Raw genomic sequence first — 18,376 nt, 5'->3', positions numbered from 1 at the left:
TCAGCGCAAAAATAATAAAATAATCTCACTTTACAGGGGAATATAGAATAATGTAATCTTTTTGTAATAAAAATAATATATTTGCAGAAACTTACAGAAAGTCGGCGGACGAATAAAATCAATATGAGATACATTACCCTACTGATTCTTAGCTTTATACTATCTACACAAATTTACACCCAGAACTTTAAAGGCAGGATTACCGATACGGCCGGAGAGGCCCTGTACGGCGCTACCATTTATATAAAGGATATCAATCAGGGACTGGTATGTAACGAAGACGGTTATTACCAGACAACCCTTTCGCCCGGAAATTACCGGATAGAATATAAATGCCTCGGTTTTAAACGCGAAGAAAGAAATATCGGGATAAAACAGGGGCAAACAACAACACTGGACATTACCCTTACCGAAAATCCGTTTACCCTTGCCGAAGTAACTGTATCGAATGAGGAAGACCCCGCCTACCCCATCATGCGCAAAGCGATAGAAAAAGCCCCATTGTATGCGGGTGCGGCTAAAGAATACACGGCGGACGTATATATAAAGGCAAATGCCGAACTGCTCAAAGTATCTTCCTTCATAGATAAGATGGCGAAAAAGGAAGAAGGGATAAAACTTTCCGACTTCAAAGAGCAGGTATTCATGCAGGAGTCATTCAACGAAATACAATTTACCGCGCCGGACAGATACAAGCAGACTGTAAAAGCTTTTTCGAGCAGTATCCCCGACGATCTGGATTCTGAAGACGCGATGGAACTGATAAATTCATCACTGTATATGCCTAAGGTGTCCTCATACATTTCGCCGCTGAACCCGAAAGCTTTTTCATACTATAAGTTCCGTTACGAAGGTTTTTCGGAAGAAAACGGAACGACTGTAAATAAGATTAAGGTGGTGCCCAAGCTGAAAGACCCTGTTCTTTTCGATGGCTATATCTATATAGCTGACAATACGTGGCATATCTATTCGGCTGAACTCAACACCAATGCTTATGGTGTAAAACAAGCCTACACCGTTTCATTTCAGGAAGTATCGGCAAACACCTACCTGCCTATCACTTATCTCATTGCGGCCGACATCAATATTCTGGGAATAAACGCGACAATGAATTATTACGCATCCCTGACTTATACAGATATAAAAACAAACGGGGATATTGTAAAAGAACTGGCCGAAAAGAAACCGAAGAAAAGAAATTTCGAAATACAAAGACACGACTCCCTCTATTCCGTCACATCCGACAGCCTTGCCACAAAACGGAATTCGGCATACTGGACAAAGATAAGAGTAGTCCCTCTGGAAGAAAGGGAAATCGCCACACTGACACGGAAAGACTCCATACAGCAACATCTGGATTCTGTACGAAAAGAACACCGGAATCCGGGATTTTCATTCGAAAGCATCCTCAACGGCGGCAGGTTAAACTCAGACTCCGGTAAAGTAACCGTGCGGTGCGAAGGACTGCTGAACGGGACTCTGAAAGAGTTCAACTTCGTAGACGGATGGTGGCTGGGGCAGAAATTCGACATTTCTACCAAAACAGGGAGACACAACAGGCTCGACATTTCCCCTTATCTATATTATACGCTTTCCCGCAAAAGGCTCTTGGGAGGCGGAGATATAAACCTATCGTATGCGCCCATGCGTAAGGGCAAACTCAAAATATCAGCAGGGTCGGTCAGTGCGGATTTCAATCCGGAAGGGATACACCGCTTCAACAACTTTTCCAGTTCGCTGATTTATGGCAAAAACTACAATTTCTATTACCAGAAAGATTACGTCTCGGCCTTCAACGACATTGATCTGGCAAACGGACTGAAACTGATAACAGGAGCGGAAATAGCCAGACGGCGCGGCCTGCACAACTCTACGGATTATACATGGGGGAAGAAGAAAAAGATAAAACCGAATATCTTCCCCGGCGAAAGGTTCGACAAAACCGCAGCCTATCTGGGCATAGACTATACGCCTTACGCTTATTATGAAATAAATGACGGGGCTAAAAGGTACGTAAAATACACCTCCCCCACTTTCTACATCAGATATAGCCAGGGATTTTCATCGTGGCAGACAAACAATTCCAAATATCAAAAACTCGCCGGAGGATTGTACCAGCATATAAAACTGAGCGAATTCACCAATCTGGATTACGGGCTGGAAGGTGGCGGATCTATCGGGAATAACGACAAGTTGCACTTTGCCGATTACCAGCACTTCAACACGTCTAATGTGACAGTGAACCTGAAATCGCCTTTTACTTCTTTTATGCTGCTCGACAATTATGCCGCTTCTACAAACAGGTACTGGATCAGGTCTAACATCAATTATGAAAGTAAATACATTTTACTGAAAAGGCTTCCGTTCCTGCAAGGAAAACTATTTAATGAAAGCCTCCACCTGAAAAACCTGTACACTCCCGATATGAAACTCTATACAGAAGCAGGGTATTCCCTGAACTTCACAAAACTGCTGAACATAGGGGCTTTCGCCTCTTTCCGCAAGGGCAAACATCAGAACTTCGGAATACGGGTATTATTCGACATTGAAAATATAAAAAGAATGGTGGAATAATTTTTATTGTAGGGTCAGGGTTTGCCTAGTGTTGGCCGGAAGATTTTAAATAATGCCAATCAAGGGTTGCTTTGGGTTGCAGTATACTATTATAAATCAATCTTCTGTTTTGCAGTCAGGGGTCTAAGTCCACGAAGTGGGCTAATATGGATAACCACGGGTAAAGCCCGTGGCAAAAGCAGGTAGAAATAGACCGTCTCCGTAGGAGGCGAATGACATTTTTTTTTGCTATTTGCCTCCTACGGAGACATATTCTTCTGTCAGTTCCTGCCACGGGTTTTACCCGTGGTTATCCACCTTCAGTCCCTTCGGGACAATAAGTTACTGTGCTTTTTAGCCCTTGATTCGCATAAATAATTGTATTTTAATGAATTGCCACGACTTTCAAGTCGTTATAAATAAAGGAGAACAAAGGCTTTAGCCAAACCTGTTTGGCCTGTTGTTTTTTGACTAAAGTCCTTTTTTTTTCGTTAATTTTGTCCTCCAGCTAAAGCAGGAGGCAATTAGCTTCGCTGAACGAAGAATCGACGGAGTCAATTAACAGGAAAGAACATCTTGATGAGTGATTGATAAATAGCATATTAATTAGAAGATGAATCTTCCGACCGACACCGGGGATTGCACGCCCCTGCAATATTCTCCACTTACATATTTCCCTAAATTGACATATTGATAAAAATGCCTACCTTTGCGAAAACATTTTATGGCATCTTTCAAATCGTGGATATCTGCATTACGCCCCCGCACATTGTTCCTCGCCGGAGCTACGGCGCTGTGTGGAAGCGGCATAGCATACAACACCGGAAAATTCAGCATCCTTGTCTTTATATTGACAATATTGATAGCCAACGTCCTCCAGCTTCTTTCGAATATGGCGAACGACCTTGGCGATTTTCAGCACGGAACGGATATTACGGGGGAGAGGATAGGCCCTCAGCGTACTGTACAGAGCGGGGCGATCACCCCTAAGGAGATGAAAAGAGCGATACTGATAGCTACAGGTGCCGCCATCGTTGTCGGCATTCTGCTCATTTATGCCGCCTTGCAGTTTATGGAACTTAAATATATACTGATCTTTCTGGGGCTGGGGCTGGCAAGTATCGTAGCTGCCATAAAGTATACTGCCGGAAAGAATCCATACGGATATAAAGGTTTCGGCGACATTTTCTCTTTCCTGTTCTTCGGGCCTGTTTCCGTTGTAGGCACATATTTCCTGCATACGCATACCATCGATTTTATGCCGTGGTTGCCAGCCATCGGGCTGGGATTGCTTACTGCTGCCGTGCTTAACCTGAACAACATGAGGGATATAGATAATGACCGTAAGTCGGGAAAAGTGACTACTCCGGTAAGGATAGGAATTAAGAACGCAAAAATTTACCATGCGTTACTGACCTTTGGCGCACTGTGGTGCTTCCTTATATATTCTTATACGTACAGCAGCTATTGGTACCAATATATATACCTCGCATGCTTCCTTATATTTATCAAATTATTGATCGACATTTTCAGGATAACGGAAAACCGCCGGCTCGACCCTTATCTGAAATATACATCGATGGGAACATTTGCCCTGTCAGTTTGTTTTTGTGTTTGCATCAACATATAGTTACGGGCAGGCAGGTTACCAACAAGCCAAGTATCATTTAAGCATAGTACATGACAAAAATAAGATACGACATTATATTGCCCTTACAGGGCGCAATTTCCGAGGGTGGACTTATCCTACCCAGGGCGTTGCCATTGGGCTATATTATGTAGCCCCTTCAGGGCATCGGGAAAGAAACAGGCTGAAGGCCTGATATATCCCAGCCCAGGGTAACACCTAGTCATGTTCGGAAGATTTTTTCGCCACGAAGTGGCTGGTTAATTCAGCCCAAGGTGAAGCCTTGGGTAAAAGTGGAAATCTCCACTACAGCGCGCTGAAAGCACAGGCTAAATTAACTTGGGCTTTCAGCCCTTACAGACAAGATTTTTATTATGTTAAAAATCTTCCGAACATGACTGGGTAACACCCTGGGGAAATAATAACCAAAGGAACTGCGCCCTGTAAGGGCAATATAGTAAACCTTTTAATTATGTATTTTTTTCATGTAGGATATTTCAAGGTGTTACTTTTTCAGAATAAATTTATCTATATCATACAGATAAATAGTTTGTTATAAAACAAAAGGTAACAAAATAAAAACACCGGAAAAGGTGTTACTTTTGTCACTTTTTAACAAAAATAGGTGAATGAAAAAAATAGGATTACTTTCCGATACGCATAACTGGTGGGACGACAAATTTGAAAAATATTTTGCCGACTGCGACGAAATATGGCATGCCGGAGACATCGGGTCGATGGAGCTTGCTGAAAAATTTGAGGCTTTGGGTAAACCGTTCCGTGCAGTGTATGGAAATATCGATGACAGTAAAATACGGGCTGCATATCCCGAAACATTACGTTTCACACTTGAGGGGGTGGATGTGCTGATGACCCATATCGGCGGTTATCCCGGAAAGTATGACCGTAAGGTGCAATCCATCTTATTGATGAATCCGCCCAAATTATTCATAACAGGGCATTCGCATATACTAAAGGTAATGTTTGACAAAAAAATCAACGGCCTGTTTATAAATCCGGGCGCAGCCGGAAAATATGGGATACATACTATAAGGACGCTCATCAAATTCAATCTGGACAAAGGAGCTATTACCGATTTGGATGTTATAGAACTTAACGATGAGTAAAACATCCCACCTAACCTGCCTAAGAAAGGAACACTTAAAAACAGTGAAAAAGCTGTCACTTTTGTCACTTTTTTTAGTTAACAACCGATTCATTATATTTGACTGTTTAAATTTGCACTGAATAAAATCAGAGACATGAAAGAAAAGCTATTAAGTAACGACGATATACGTAAACTAAGTCCGGTATTTCAAGGCCCGTTCGGGAATATGCTCATAAAGTTTGGCATGTGGCTTACCGGTATGAACAAGGTGAACCGTATCTACGACGCGTCGAAACAATATGAAGGCGTGAACTTCTGCAAGCATCTGTTACAGGATGTAGGTGTGAACATCGCCGTTGAGAATATCGAGGTACTCGACCGGTATAAAGGACAAGCCTTTATTACGGTATCCAACCATGCATACGGGCACATCGACGGAATCTCGGCTATAGCCACAGTCGGTTCAGTCCGCCCCGATTATAAGATGATGGTAAATTTCATCCTCGGCATGATAGATACGATGGCACCTAATTTCATAGCCGTCAACCCTTTTCAGAGTGGCAAAATAGCTAGCAAATCGAGTTTCGAAGGAATCAAACAGTCGATAGACCATATTAAGAGCGGGCATCCTCTCGGCTTTTTTCCGGCAGGAGCCGTATCGAAGACAAAAATAAGAAACTTCAGGATGGAAGTAGAAGACCGCGAATGGCAGGAACCGGTACTGAAACTGATAAAGAAATCAAAAGTACCTGTCGTCCCGATGTATTTCAGCGGTAAGAACTCATGGTTCTTTAACTTCCTCGACTTGGTCAACTGGCGCCTCCGCTCACTGAGGCTCGGCCATGAAGTCTACAACAAGAGGGGTAAAACGATCCACTTGCGGTTTGGAGAGCCTATCCTGCCCGAAGAAATGGTTCAATACACAGATATAAAAGACTTTGGGGAATTTCTGAAAGCAAAAACATATGCTTTAGCAAAAACAACAGATTAAGAGTTTTTAGGAGTACTGATTTTTACTACTCATATGAAACAACAATTTATTACACTGAGAAACTCTGAGAAGACACTGAGAAGACACTGAGAAGCACTGAGACAAAAACTCTGTGTAACTCTGTGAAAAAAACTTTGTGTAACTCCGTGGTTAAAACAAATTGTTTCTTTATTTTTCAAGCCATCGGATGAATTTTCCCAAACCCTGGAAGGGTGGGAAAAGAAAACCCCTGTTTTTAAACAGGCATCAACGCAAAAGGATTTATCCTTTTACCTTTCAACCTACGGAACTTGTTCCGTAGTATTTGAGTTTTTCTATAATACTCCGCTTTATTGGGGGCTGCTAACTGTTGACTGTTTACTGTTAACTGTTTACTGTTTTAGAAATCTTCACTAAAAAAGACTGACAAAAATAGAATTAATATGTAATTTTGTCAGGATTTGTTAAACATTGCATCTGAACTAATTGTTTATTTGCAACTTAACTTATACTTATAACTATATAATGGCTAAACCAGACATCCAACAGGTAAAACAACGTTTCGGCATTATCGGGAATAGCCCCGATCTTAACCGGGCTATAGATATAGCGCTACAGGTAGCTCCTACCGACATGTCCGTACTGGTAACGGGAGAAAGCGGTGTGGGGAAGGAAAACTTCCCGCAAATCATCCACCAGTTCAGCCACCGCAAGCATGGGACTTATATCGCGGTCAACTGCGGTTCAATACCCGAAGGCACAATCGATTCTGAACTGTTCGGGCACGAAAAAGGTTCGTTTACCGGTGCTACGGGAGAACGCAAAGGCTATTTTGAAGTAGCCAACGGAGGAACGCTGTTCCTTGACGAAGTGGGCGAACTTCCTTTGTCTACACAGGCCCGTCTGCTGCGTGTACTCGAAACCGGAGAGTTTATAAAAGTAGGTTCGTCTAAAGTAGAAAAGACAGATGTACGCGTTGTAGCCGCTACAAACCTCGACATGATAACCGCGACCCGCAACGGCCGCTTCCGCGAGGACTTGTACTACAGGCTGAATACTGTGCCGATCCGCATTCCGGCTCTCAGGGACAGGAAGGACGATATCCCGCTATTGTTCAGGAAATTTGCCAGCGACTGCGCCGAAAAATACAGTATGCCGTCTATAACCCTGACCGACAATGCACGGCAGATGCTAAAAGACTACTATTGGCCGGGTAATATCCGCCAGTTGAAGAATATTACCGAACAGATATCCATCATAGAGCAAACGCGGGAAATAACAGCTGAGATACTGAAACTATACCTGCCTGCCAACGAAGTGGGGTTAGTGCCCGTAAATACTCAGAATAACGAGCAGAAAAACTTCAATAACGAAAGGGAGATCCTCTATCAGGTACTTTTTGACATGAAGAAAGACATGAACGAACTTAAAAAGATCGTTCACGATATAGTGGCCGGCAATATGAAAGCCGCGGATATTGTGTCCGCGCCTGCCATCAACAAGAGCGACAAGGTGCTCACTCCTATGGTGGTAAATGCAAATGACAGCAATGCCGTTACCCCCATATCCATAAAAGAGGATGCTCATACAATCGTACCGAAATCCGGTATTGCGGATGTTGACATTATCGAAGCGCCCGAATACGAGGAAGAGACACTTTCGTTGCAGGACGTAGAGAAGGATATGATTATAAAAGCACTGGAACGCCATAACGGAAAACGTAAGAATGCCGCGCAGGACCTGAAAATATCGGAACGTACACTATATAGAAAAATTAAAGAATATAATCTGGAAAATCTATGAAGAAACTAATCTTTCTTATCCTATCGGCTATAATAATGACAGGCTGTACAGTGTCTTATAAATTCAATGGCTCAAACATTAATTATTCCGAAACACCCACTTTGGATATTCGTGATTTCCAGAATCAGGCGGAACTGGTTTATGCGCCACTTACACAGGTGTTCAACGAACGCATGAAGGATGTATTCATACGGGGAACCAAATTACAGCTTACCAGCATCGCCCCTTCGATGGAAATAGAGGGCGAAATCGTACGGTATTACCTTACCCCGCTGGCGGTGCAGGAAAACAACCTGGCATCGCAAACCCGGTTGACAATGGAAGTAAGGTACCGGTTCAGAAACAATGTAAGATCTGAAGAAGACAAAGAAGAAACGATCTCTGCTTACCGGGACTTTGAAAGCAGCAAGATGCTGACAGATGTTCAGGACCAGCTTATCGAAGAACTTACGAAAGAAATTGTTGACCAGATATTCAATGCTACAATGTCGAATTGGTAACAAGCCTGAAAAGCAAAGGTAAGGAAATCAGAAAAATGGAAGTTCAGAAGTTTAACTTATTTATTAATCAAAATAATATTCCCGATAAATCCGATATTGGGAACCTGGAAAAGCTTGTCTTCGAGTACCCTTACTTTCAGGCTGCAATCTTTGCATACCTAAAGGCTTTGTATATACACACGCCCGGTAATTATCAGAAAGAATTAGAACGGTTGAGCATTACCGTAAGAGACCGCAGAGCCTTGTTTTACTATATATTCAGTGAAGAATTTGACCGCTTTTTTATGGAAACGGGTAAAAAGGAGATACCTGAAGATAAAACGAATATATTACTGAACGCATTTTTTGAATCGCGGGGCGAAACACTCGATGATGACATGCAGTTAGAGTACAACATTTCTCATTCGAGCCTCGCCTCTACAGACTATTTCTCGTATATACAGGTACAACCGGAAGATGAGGAAGAAAAGGAAGAAAGGAAAACAGAGGATAACCCCCAACTGAGACATCACGATATTATAGACTCCTTTATAAATAAGTCGGAAGAAGAAGGGATCCATATACAAATACAAGAAGACCATACATACACCCGCAACGTAGATAATACAGAGGAAAACGATGAAGAAGATAACAAAGATGAACTAAATGAAGATATCTTTTTTACGGAAACCCTTGCCAAGATATATATAAAACAGCATAAGTATGATAAGGCATATAAAATTATTAAACATTTAAGTTTGAATTATCCGAAAAAAAATATTTACTTTGCAGACCAATTGAGTTTTCTCGAAAAATTGATTATAAATTCAAAATATAAAGATAAAAAATGATCGCACTTATTACTATATTGATCGTAATAGCAGCTATAGCCTTAGTACTGATAGTTCTTGTACAAAATTCGAAAGGCGGAGGCCTTTCTTCCGGGTTCTCATCGTCAAACGCAATTATGGGTGTTCGTAAAACGACCGACTTTCTCGAAAAAGCAACATGGGGATTAGCCGGGTTCATTATGGTAATGAGTATCGTATGTGTTATGTTAAGACCAAAAGTATCTTACGGCGCTCCAAAACCTGAAATAGGCACACAGACAGTTCCTACAACAGGATCTCCTGACATGTCTACTTCCCTGCCTCTGAATCAGGGTACTGCTCCGGCTCAACAACCGGTAACTCCTTCAGCTGAATAAAGTAAACGACTATATAATATAAAAAGCTTATCCTGATGGGATAGGCTTTTTTTATTATAGCGGTACTACGGAACGGAAATAGGCACATGGTTGTTCCCCCTTTCCTCCTTATCGGAATGTAAGCAATAACGGGAATGTATTACTGCTTGTTGTCAGTTTCCACTTCATCTCGCTAACCCTCAACAATCAGCTATCAATCCGTCTTTTTATTCCTCAAAATGGATAAGACTACGATAACAGATATAGCTCCCGAAAACAGGAATCCTAAAAAACCAAGTACAGAAACATCCCATAATAAAGGTGGCATCTTTGCCAGAATAAGCACCGAAGACCCTATCGCCATCGCTGATGCTATTACAGCTACGACCAGATGGCTCATCGTATTTTTTATATCATTGAGCCGCCTTATATTATGTGTAATCTCCAGTTCATCATTATTTACTTTCTGTATAAGGGAATGTATGTCATCGGGTATCTCCTCCAACTTGTCGCTCAGATCATATAATTTATCCAGCGCTTTATTCGACAGATATTTCGGATCCAACCTTTTCTTCATCATTTTCAGCCCATAAGGCCTGACGCTCTCGATAATATTAATGTCAAGCCCCAGTTCCCGCCCAATGCCTTCGAGCAAGACTATCCCCCTGACCAATAAATAAACATACTCCGGTAAAATGGTTTGATTCTCATTCAGCAACCTGCTCAGCCGTTTCATCATATCTTTCAGGTCAAGCTCCTTTATAGATGTACCTTCCATTACCTCCAGGAATTCATGCAGATCGCGTTCCATACGCGGCTCGTTCGCAATGCTGTATTTTACTGCCACCCGCTTAATCACACGTATCATGCGCTTTGTATCCTTCCTGAGGGCATACACTATAAAATCTGCCAGATATTCTTTATCTCGAGGCAACATTTTACCTACCGAACCATAATCGATAAATGCTATCTGCCCAGTTTCGAGGACGAATATATTTCCCGAATGCGGGTCTGCATGGAAAAAGCCGTAATCGATAATTTGCTTCAAATACAGGTCTACAACCGCAGAAGCAATATCTGTTGTCTTCAATCCTTTCTCGATCAACCTCTCCTTATCAGAGATTTTAATGCCATCGATAAATTCCATACACAGAATGTTACTGTTCGATATTACCTTATACGTCTCCGGCACATAGATAGAGCTGTTGCCCGCGAAGTTTGACCTGAACCGTTCTATATTCATCAACTCCTGTGTGAACGACAGCTCGGATAAAATGGCATTCTCGAAAGTGCATACGATATTATATAAGCCCACCTTGCTAGCCACATCGTAGTATTTTTCGAGCAAATGGGCAAAATCCTTCATTATAAGCACATCTGCTTCTACAATATCTTTTATCCCTTTCCTTTTTACCTTAATAACGATTTTCTTGCCGTCTTTCAGCCGTGCGGTGTACACCTGCGACAGTGAAGCGGCAGCTATCGGAACGATATCTATCTCCTCAAATATTTCTTCGGGCTCGATGCCCAGTTCCTCTTTCAGCACATCATGTATATCAATATCTTTATAAGATACGTCATCCCGCAACTTCTGGAGTTCAACAATCAGTTCTTCCGGCAGCAGGTCATCGCGGTTACTCAGCAACTGCCCCAGCTTTATATATGCCGGGCCCAATTCTTCCAGAACCATCCGGATGCGCTCGTAAATACTTAGCGAAAACAGTTCCCTCCGTTTTTCGCTATGCCCTATATAGCTATCTGGTATCAGCCTTTTTATACCTGTCTGCGTAACCAGTGTTTCAAAACCATATTTAGTAAGGACTGTAGCCAGTTGCGCTGTTCTCTTTATCTTTTTAAGATTGTCCATGATATTATGAGATTCAACTATTTAAAGAATCAAAGATAATAAAAGCAAACGGGCCATCCTCAATATAGGACAGCCCGTTTTTTATTTATTCTGACCGGATTGAATTACATCATACCGCCCATTCCGCCGCCACCCATTGGAGGCATTGGCATAGGGTTTTCTTCTTTTTTATCAGCGATGATACATTCTGTAGTAAGGAACATACCCGCGATAGAAGCTGCATTCTCAAGGGCTACACGAACCACTTTAGCAGGGTCGATAACTCCTGATGCGTTCAGGTTTTCGTAAACATCAGCACGCGCATTGTAACCGTAGTCATCTTTTCCGTCACGTACTTTCTGTACTACTACAGCGCCTTCTTTACCGCTGTTGGCTACAATCTGGCGAAGAGGCTCTTCGATAGCGCGCTTCACGATTTCGATACCTGTGGTTTCGTCTTCGTTTTCGCCTTTCAGGCTTTCGAGTGCATTGATAGCACGGATATAAGCCACGCCACCTCCTGGTACCGTACCTTCTTCGATGGCGGCACGGGTTGCCGAAAGCGCATCGTCTACACGGTCTTTCTTTTCTTTCATTTCCACTTCTGACGGAGCTCCTACGTAAAGAACAGCTACGCCACCTGCCAACTTAGCAAGACGTTCCTGTAGTTTTTCTTTATCGTAGTCAGATGTAGTTTTTTCCATCTGAGCCCTGATCTGTGAAACACGGGCAGCGATAGCATCTTTTGCACCGGCTCCGTTTACGATAGTCGTGTTATCCTTGTTGATAGTTACCTTGTCGGCAGTACCCAGCATATCTATAGTAGCAGCCTCAAGTTTGATACCTCTTTCTTCCGAAATCACGATACCACCTGTAAGGATAGCGATATCTTCCAGCATTTCCTTACGACGGTCGCCAAATCCCGGAGCTTTCACAGCAGCTATCTTAAGACCTGCACGAAGACGGTTAACTACCAGTGTAGTCAATGCCTCAGAGTCGATATCTTCTGCAATGATAAGCAATGAACGTCCCGATTTAAGGGCAGCCTCAAGAATTGGAAGAATATCTTTCAATACGGAGATTTTCTTATCGTGGATCAGGATATACGGATTTTCAAGGTCAGCTTCCATTTTCTCTGTATCGGTCACAAAGTATGGAGAAATATAACCTCTATCGAATTGCATACCTTCTACTACATCTACATAAGTATCAGTACCTTTGGCTTCTTCAACTGTGATCACGCCTTCTTTTTTCACTTTACCCATAGCTTCTGCAATCAGTTTACCGATAGTTTCGTCGCCGTTTGCAGATATTTTAGCTACATGTTCTATCTTTTGCAGGTCATCGCCTACAGCAACAGACTGGCTTTTGATATTTTCTACAACTTTAGCTACAGCCTTATCTATACCGCGCTTCAGGTCCATAGGGTTTGCGCCCGCAGTAACGTTCTTAAGACCTACGCTAACGATAGATTGAGCCAATACGGTAGCGGTAGTAGTACCGTCACCGGCATCGTCATTAGTCTTGGAAGCAACTTCTTTTACCAGTTGTGCTCCCATATTCTGGAATGCTTCTTCCAGCTCTATTTCTTTAGCCACTGTCACACCATCTTTTGTGATATGAGGTGCACCGAATTTCTTTTCGATGATAACATTACGGCCTTTTGGACCTAGTGTTACTTTTACTGCATTCGCCAATGCGTCAACACCTTTTTTCAATTCGTCGCGGGCGTCTATGTTAAATTTAATTTCCTTTGCCATTGTTTTTAGCTTTTAGCTAACAGCTTTTAGCCGTTAGCATTTGTTGAATATTATTTTTTTCTAACTCGTTAACTTGTACTTGTTATTTGTATCTAAAATCAGATAATTGCAAGAATATCAGACTGACGCATAATCAGGTAAACCTCTCCGTCCAGTTCAATTTCTGTTCCGGCATATTTGCCATAAAGAACCTGATCTTTCGGTTTTACTACCATTTCTTCGTCTTTTGTACCGTTACCTACTGCAATTACTTCGCCTTTAAGCGGTTTTTCCTTTGCTGTATCCGGAATAATGATACCTCCCACACTCTTTTCTTCGGCAGCTGCCGGCTTTACAAGCACTCTGTCTGCTAATGGTTTAATACTCATGATTCTTTTTAAATTTTAAGTTGTTATATTATATAATATTTTATTTAGGTATTTCTGTGAAGGGATAAAGCGAAATGCGTGCCAAAATATTTTTCTGTCAAAACAGCAGGATAACATGAATGACAGACTGACAACACGTCATTTCAGTCAACAGTCAACAGTTAGCAGCTTACAAGCTAAATCATTTATACTAAGCCTTTTACCAAAGGAAGGATGTCATTCTATAACGAAAACAATGGTTTCCTCCGTTGGTCCCCAGTCATAAACAAACTTTGCATGTGACGTAGCGTTGCGCACGCACATGTGAGAACGGGGCGTAGTACCCAATGTGTAGCTATATTCTATCAAGGCTGTACGGGGAGCGTTTACCGGAACACCGTGTATATATCCGCCATTGGTAAAGCGATTGGCATACGGGGCAAATCCTCCGTTTCGGGTTGTACCGTCTACGTAAAAGTACATCTTGGATTTCTTTTCCTGAATAACAAATGCCCCTAAGGGAGTTTCCTGCTGGTATGGAGGTTTGCGCAACCCTGTAGTCGCAGGGTTCATACTCCTGACCATCCATTTTGATCCTACTTTTTCAAGGGTAACGATATTCTCATTCTTTCTGTCTACAAAGACCACATGCTTAAATTGTACAGTATCATGTATTGGCTTCACATATTTTGCCGGTACAAGCCACTGCTCTCTGGAGTCGAGGGTAGTGATTTTCCTGAAATCGCCCACATTATCCTTAAATAGTTTCACTAACGCCCCATCCCTGCCATAACGTTCTCCGGCCGTAGTATCGGCAGGCAGAAAAAGAGGTATTCCCTGAAAACGTTCTACTCCAAGCGTGTCGGAAATGCGATTATATTCGTTTCGTTTATAGCTTTTTACAAGCGGAGCCTCTCCATTGTTATTGCGATAATTCTGCAAGATACCCCAAGCAAAAAATTCCTGTTGGAAATTCTCCAGAAGCGCCAGTCCTTGCCTGATCTTCTCCCATTGAAACTCACGTGTCTTATTTCCGTAAGGATAGGTATCCCCTAATGTATATTTATCATAAAGAAGTTCTTTCTCGATAATGAGATCTTCTGCCTTTATCCGGATTAGTTTCTGAGCCTTCTGTATCAGTACAGAATCTATATACAGCGGCTTTGCGGCCTGCCCCCTGCCTGTTTTATCTATACAAGAATTGAATGTAAAAAAGGATGTAAAAAGTAAAATAAAAAGAATAGCCTTAATCCGCATTAAATTTTCCAAAACCATCTTGAAGCCAGTAAAATAATATTATCTATAATAATCTTGTAGTTATTGTGAAATATACAAACAATAAAGATACATCATTGTTTGCATTCTGGAATAATACACCTGCCATATTTTTAGGCCAAGCGCATCAAAATCCATAAAGTTGTTTTCAGGCTCATGTAGGGCGTATCGTGGCAGATTTACTCTCTCAATATCTTCAATGATTGAAGATTTAATGAGAACCTGACACCGGCTGTCTTATAATCGAAGTTATTAAACGAAGAGAATACTCCTACCCCGAACAATCTGGTAATATTCAAAGAATACCCTATTTCCGAATAGAACTTTATATCCGGAGTATACAGTGTCTTGATGTGTAATCCTTCAAACAGGGGCTTACCCTGCATAAAAGGCAGGCGTTTGAGCAAAATATATTTCCCCGAATAATTTAGCGACAAAGCAGCCCAATAGTGGTTAGCTTGCAACTCATAATTATCCAGCAAGAGAAAAGAGTCGAAAAGAGAGCCCATGTTAAAAACCAGGTCGGGCGCTCCATAAAACTGATAATCGGAAAAATGAAGATGCTCCCTCGAACCCACAAAGGCACCGGCCTCAATTTTGTAATCTATCTTATCAAAATAATTCAATGGTATATTTTGCACGATTCCACCTTTCAGTTTCCGGTATCTTGAGTTATTCGTCTGCCAGGCGGAGAAACCCTCCTGATATTCAAGATGCAAAACAAGCGGCGATTCATTATTCTCGATCGTATAGTCGGCATGTGGAGCATACGAAAGGCCGAGGGAATAGAATGTCCTGTCAAAACGGTTATCAGGGTTTATATTCGGAGTTATCCTGTTTTTCTTCACTTTCACCAGAGTAAAATCCGTATAATTATTCAGGCCCGACCTCCGCTCTACCCCCAAGCCTGCCGAGAGTTTCAGCTTCCGGGTCACATCTATATTATTCCCTATAGACACATAATCTTTCTGATAAAAAGAATTGTAGTTCTTACCCAGGAACAAGGAACTGAAATAGTTGTTGTAGCGGGTTATACTCAGGCTGTTAAAATCGGCAGTATGGGAACCAACAGAGAAGGTCAGTTTCCCGTTCTTTTCGGGTAAATAGCTGTATGCAAAGTCGCTTCCCCCTATCATCCGGTGCCTTGCTGTAGTATAGTAAATATACGGACTGATTTGCCAAACTTTACCCCCACCCTGATCCGACTTGATAGTAAACCTGTTTCCCAACCAGAAACCATCAACATAGTTATAGTCCCTGAATATCATTTTCACCCCGCCATACTTAACCGACAACTTACTGGTATCGCTGCCATAGAGGTAATCCCCCATCAGTATCTTTCCATACCATGGCTTTTTTAACATCGGATTGTGCTTCTGTCCGAAATATTCAACGGCTGTCTTCTCATCCCGACTTACAGGAAAAGCCCTGACCTCCTCCCAGAAACCAATATCCTGAGCAGACGCCAGGTCATCGAAAACTATTTTCTTATTTCCGGACAAACGGGGAGAGTTTTTACTCCCCGTGCCCGGCTTTCCTTCCTGCAATTCATCATACTTTACCGATGTGAGATAGCTCACTTCGCCCGCATTACCGAATAATCTGAAATATATATTGGAAAGATAAGCCACAGGTATATTATATTTGCCGTCAACCAACTGGTAAGTTATGGTACTGGTGAACTCTACCGCCTGAAATCTTCGGGTCAGCCTGGCATAGATAATGTCCCCCGCGTCTGTTATATATAGATCGCCATTCAGCAATTCCTGGTCTTTGAATTTAGACTTAACCTCAACCCTGTTATATGCCTCCCCGTTCTCGATATAATAGCCTTTATACTTAAATTTATAATATAAAGAAGCCCTGCGGCTTAATGGAGACACACAGCCATTAAACCAGTCGGCATGTAAAGATTCGTCCAGAAGACCGACAGCCCCCCTTATATTCAGATCTTCGGCTATATTTCCCGAATATCCTTTGATCTCGATGTTATACAAATCGGGAGCGGCATAATCTATATTACAATATATTTCCTGTTGGATTATTTTATTCTGAAGCTCGAGCATACTGAAATTCTCTATCTTCTCCACGAGCTTATTTGTCAGGTTCGACACGCCGGTCAACATCAGGTCGCCTTTAATATATGCTTCTGCCTTATATGATGCATATCCGGGACTCTTATCTGTAGCTTTTTTTATTACTTGTTCCCCCATCGTCTCTATCCTTTGCTCCGTATTCTTATATTCATAAAATACACTTTGCTCGAGGCTAACATCAGTACTGGTCACCTCATTGTCGCGGATAAGGATAAATTGCCTGGACATGACATACCCCAGCCGCCTGAAGACGACAGCATACTGTCCGGCTTGGAGATGCGACCGGAAACGGCCGTCATTATCTGTTACCAAGCCAGCCCTCACACCTTCGATATAAACGGATACTCCGGCCAGAGGCATACCTGATGCATCACTGACGGTACCTTTAAAGTTTTGAGCCAGAAGAACGCCTGTATAAAACAATAATATGAGAAAGGCATTGGCACGGGAAAACCTCATTCTTTGATTTCCTTTTTAAGAGTCTGTTTAAAATTTATAGCAAATCTTTTTTATAGCTATTTTTAGATGGATTTTATCATTTTTGCTAGCTGGTTTAGCGGGCTAAACCAAGAGTAAAAAGGGGAAAAGACGCTAAAAAGAGCATAAAAAAATTGCTAAGAACTATTGACCTGGACCTATAATAAAAATTTTCGCTAAAATTTAAACAGGCTCTTAGTTATCACATACCAAATTTAACATTAATATCCATGTATGCTACTGCCACCTGCTGTCATCTTGATGGCAAATAGTAAAAAATAACATTTTATTGCATTTGTAGCTATAATGTCAGGAAGCGGACACATCCAAAATAAATGATGGGCATTTATTATTATCAGACTCTTTTCTTAATTTTAATATAATAATAATTATTTACAGCACAAATATGCAAAATTATCTTTTAAATATCAAATATATAATTAATTATTTTAATATATAGAACTTTAGTCAATAGTTCGTTATAAATAGATATAATTGATTGATTTTCAACAAAATAAGCATTAAATAACTTGGATAGTTCGCTGATTATCAATATCTTAGTAGATTGACCAAAATCTATAAAGTAATGACAACCAACGAATATCCAAATGCTAATGCATTTATACTTAATACTTTAAGTTCAGATATTTTTTCAAATATCAAGCAGACAAGAAAAAATTTTATATTCCACCTGCTAATGTTTTATTTAGGCATTAAAGGTAAAATAAATTTCTTGCAACTTGCTCGTTTTTCTCGGTACTGTGAACAATATTTTAGAATAAATTTCGAGAATATATTCAATTTTCAGGATTTTAATTTTACGCTTATTTCCATGCAGAAGATAAAAGA

At 41.4% G+C, this 18,376-nt stretch carries 14 protein-coding genes; 9 read left to right on the top strand and 5 right to left on the bottom strand.

Going from position 1 to position 18,376, the window contains the following annotated elements; all coding sequences use genetic code 11:
* Positions 1-123: 123 nt before the first annotated feature.
* The 8 genes from D0T84_RS11260 (at position 124) to secG (ending at position 9,747) form a co-directional block, all read left to right on the top strand.
* Positions 124-2,574, top strand: coding sequence for a DUF5686 and carboxypeptidase regulatory-like domain-containing protein (locus D0T84_RS11260; RefSeq protein WP_163307969.1), 2,451 nt, complete (start codon positions 124-126; stop codon positions 2,572-2,574).
* Between the two features lie 703 nt (positions 2,575-3,277).
* A complete protein-coding gene (gene menA / locus D0T84_RS11255; protein WP_163307968.1) occupies positions 3,278-4,183 on the top strand; it encodes a 1,4-dihydroxy-2-naphthoate octaprenyltransferase in 906 nt (301 codons plus the stop codon).
* Between the two features lie 626 nt (positions 4,184-4,809).
* On the top strand, positions 4,810-5,307 hold the full coding sequence (locus D0T84_RS11250; RefSeq protein WP_163307967.1) for a metallophosphoesterase: 498 nt from the start codon (positions 4,810-4,812) through the stop codon (positions 5,305-5,307).
* Between the two features lie 135 nt (positions 5,308-5,442).
* Complete coding sequence (locus D0T84_RS11245) at positions 5,443-6,279, top strand: lysophospholipid acyltransferase family protein (protein ID WP_163307966.1); 837 nt, start codon at positions 5,443-5,445, stop codon at positions 6,277-6,279.
* A gap of 504 nt (positions 6,280-6,783) precedes the next feature.
* Positions 6,784-8,061 carry a sigma-54-dependent Fis family transcriptional regulator gene (locus D0T84_RS11240; protein ID WP_163307965.1) on the top strand — a complete coding sequence of 426 codons (1,278 nt, stop codon included), beginning with the start codon at positions 6,784-6,786 and terminating at the stop codon, positions 8,059-8,061.
* The gene (locus tag D0T84_RS11235; RefSeq protein ID WP_163307964.1) at positions 8,058-8,561 is read left to right on the top strand and encodes an LptE family protein; all 504 of its coding nucleotides are present in this window, start codon (positions 8,058-8,060) and stop codon (positions 8,559-8,561) included. The genes D0T84_RS11240 and D0T84_RS11235 overlap by 4 nt, the downstream gene beginning before the upstream one ends.
* A 35-nt stretch (positions 8,562-8,596) precedes the next feature.
* Complete coding sequence (locus D0T84_RS11230; RefSeq protein WP_163307963.1) at positions 8,597-9,391, top strand: hypothetical protein; 795 nt, start codon at positions 8,597-8,599, stop codon at positions 9,389-9,391.
* On the top strand, positions 9,388-9,747 hold the full coding sequence (gene secG, locus D0T84_RS11225; RefSeq protein ID WP_163307962.1) for a preprotein translocase subunit SecG: 360 nt from the start codon (positions 9,388-9,390) through the stop codon (positions 9,745-9,747). The genes D0T84_RS11230 and secG overlap by 4 nt, the downstream gene beginning before the upstream one ends.
* Before the next feature lie 193 nt (positions 9,748-9,940).
* Here the strand turns inward: secG and D0T84_RS11220 are convergent, their stop codons facing one another.
* From D0T84_RS11220 to D0T84_RS11200, 5 genes are all read right to left on the bottom strand, one after another.
* Positions 9,941-11,593, bottom strand: a complete 1,653-nt coding sequence (locus D0T84_RS11220; RefSeq protein WP_163307961.1) for an AarF/ABC1/UbiB kinase family protein — start codon at positions 11,591-11,593, stop codon at positions 9,941-9,943.
* 104 nt (positions 11,594-11,697) lie between these two features.
* The gene (groL, locus tag D0T84_RS11215; protein WP_163307960.1) at positions 11,698-13,332 is read right to left on the bottom strand and encodes a chaperonin GroEL; all 1,635 of its coding nucleotides are present in this window, start codon (positions 13,330-13,332) and stop codon (positions 11,698-11,700) included.
* 98 nt (positions 13,333-13,430) lie between these two features.
* Positions 13,431-13,700 carry a co-chaperone GroES gene (locus D0T84_RS11210; protein WP_163307959.1) on the bottom strand — a complete coding sequence of 90 codons (270 nt, stop codon included), beginning with the start codon at positions 13,698-13,700 and terminating at the stop codon, positions 13,431-13,433.
* Between the two features lie 216 nt (positions 13,701-13,916).
* Positions 13,917-14,954: a L,D-transpeptidase gene (locus tag D0T84_RS11205; RefSeq protein WP_370525499.1), complete on the bottom strand. Its 1,038-nt coding sequence runs from the start codon at positions 14,952-14,954 to the stop codon at positions 13,917-13,919.
* Positions 14,955-15,133: 179 nt separating this feature from the next.
* Positions 15,134-17,509 carry a DUF5686 family protein gene (locus tag D0T84_RS11200; RefSeq protein WP_163307958.1) on the bottom strand — a complete coding sequence of 792 codons (2,376 nt, stop codon included), beginning with the start codon at positions 17,507-17,509 and terminating at the stop codon, positions 15,134-15,136.
* 604 nt (positions 17,510-18,113) lie between these two features.
* On the opposite strand from D0T84_RS11200, the gene D0T84_RS22570 reads away from it, so the two are divergent.
* The coding region (locus D0T84_RS22570) for a hypothetical protein (RefSeq protein WP_370525460.1) at positions 18,114-18,376 on the top strand (263 nt) is incomplete at its 3' end.

Origin of the sequence: Dysgonomonas sp. 521, from assembly GCF_010501055.1 — a bacterium.
Classification (GTDB): Bacteria; Bacteroidota; Bacteroidia; order Bacteroidales; family Dysgonomonadaceae; genus Dysgonomonas.
Note: the sequence above shows the minus strand (reverse complement) of the source record. Positions and strands in the feature narration are given on the sequence as shown.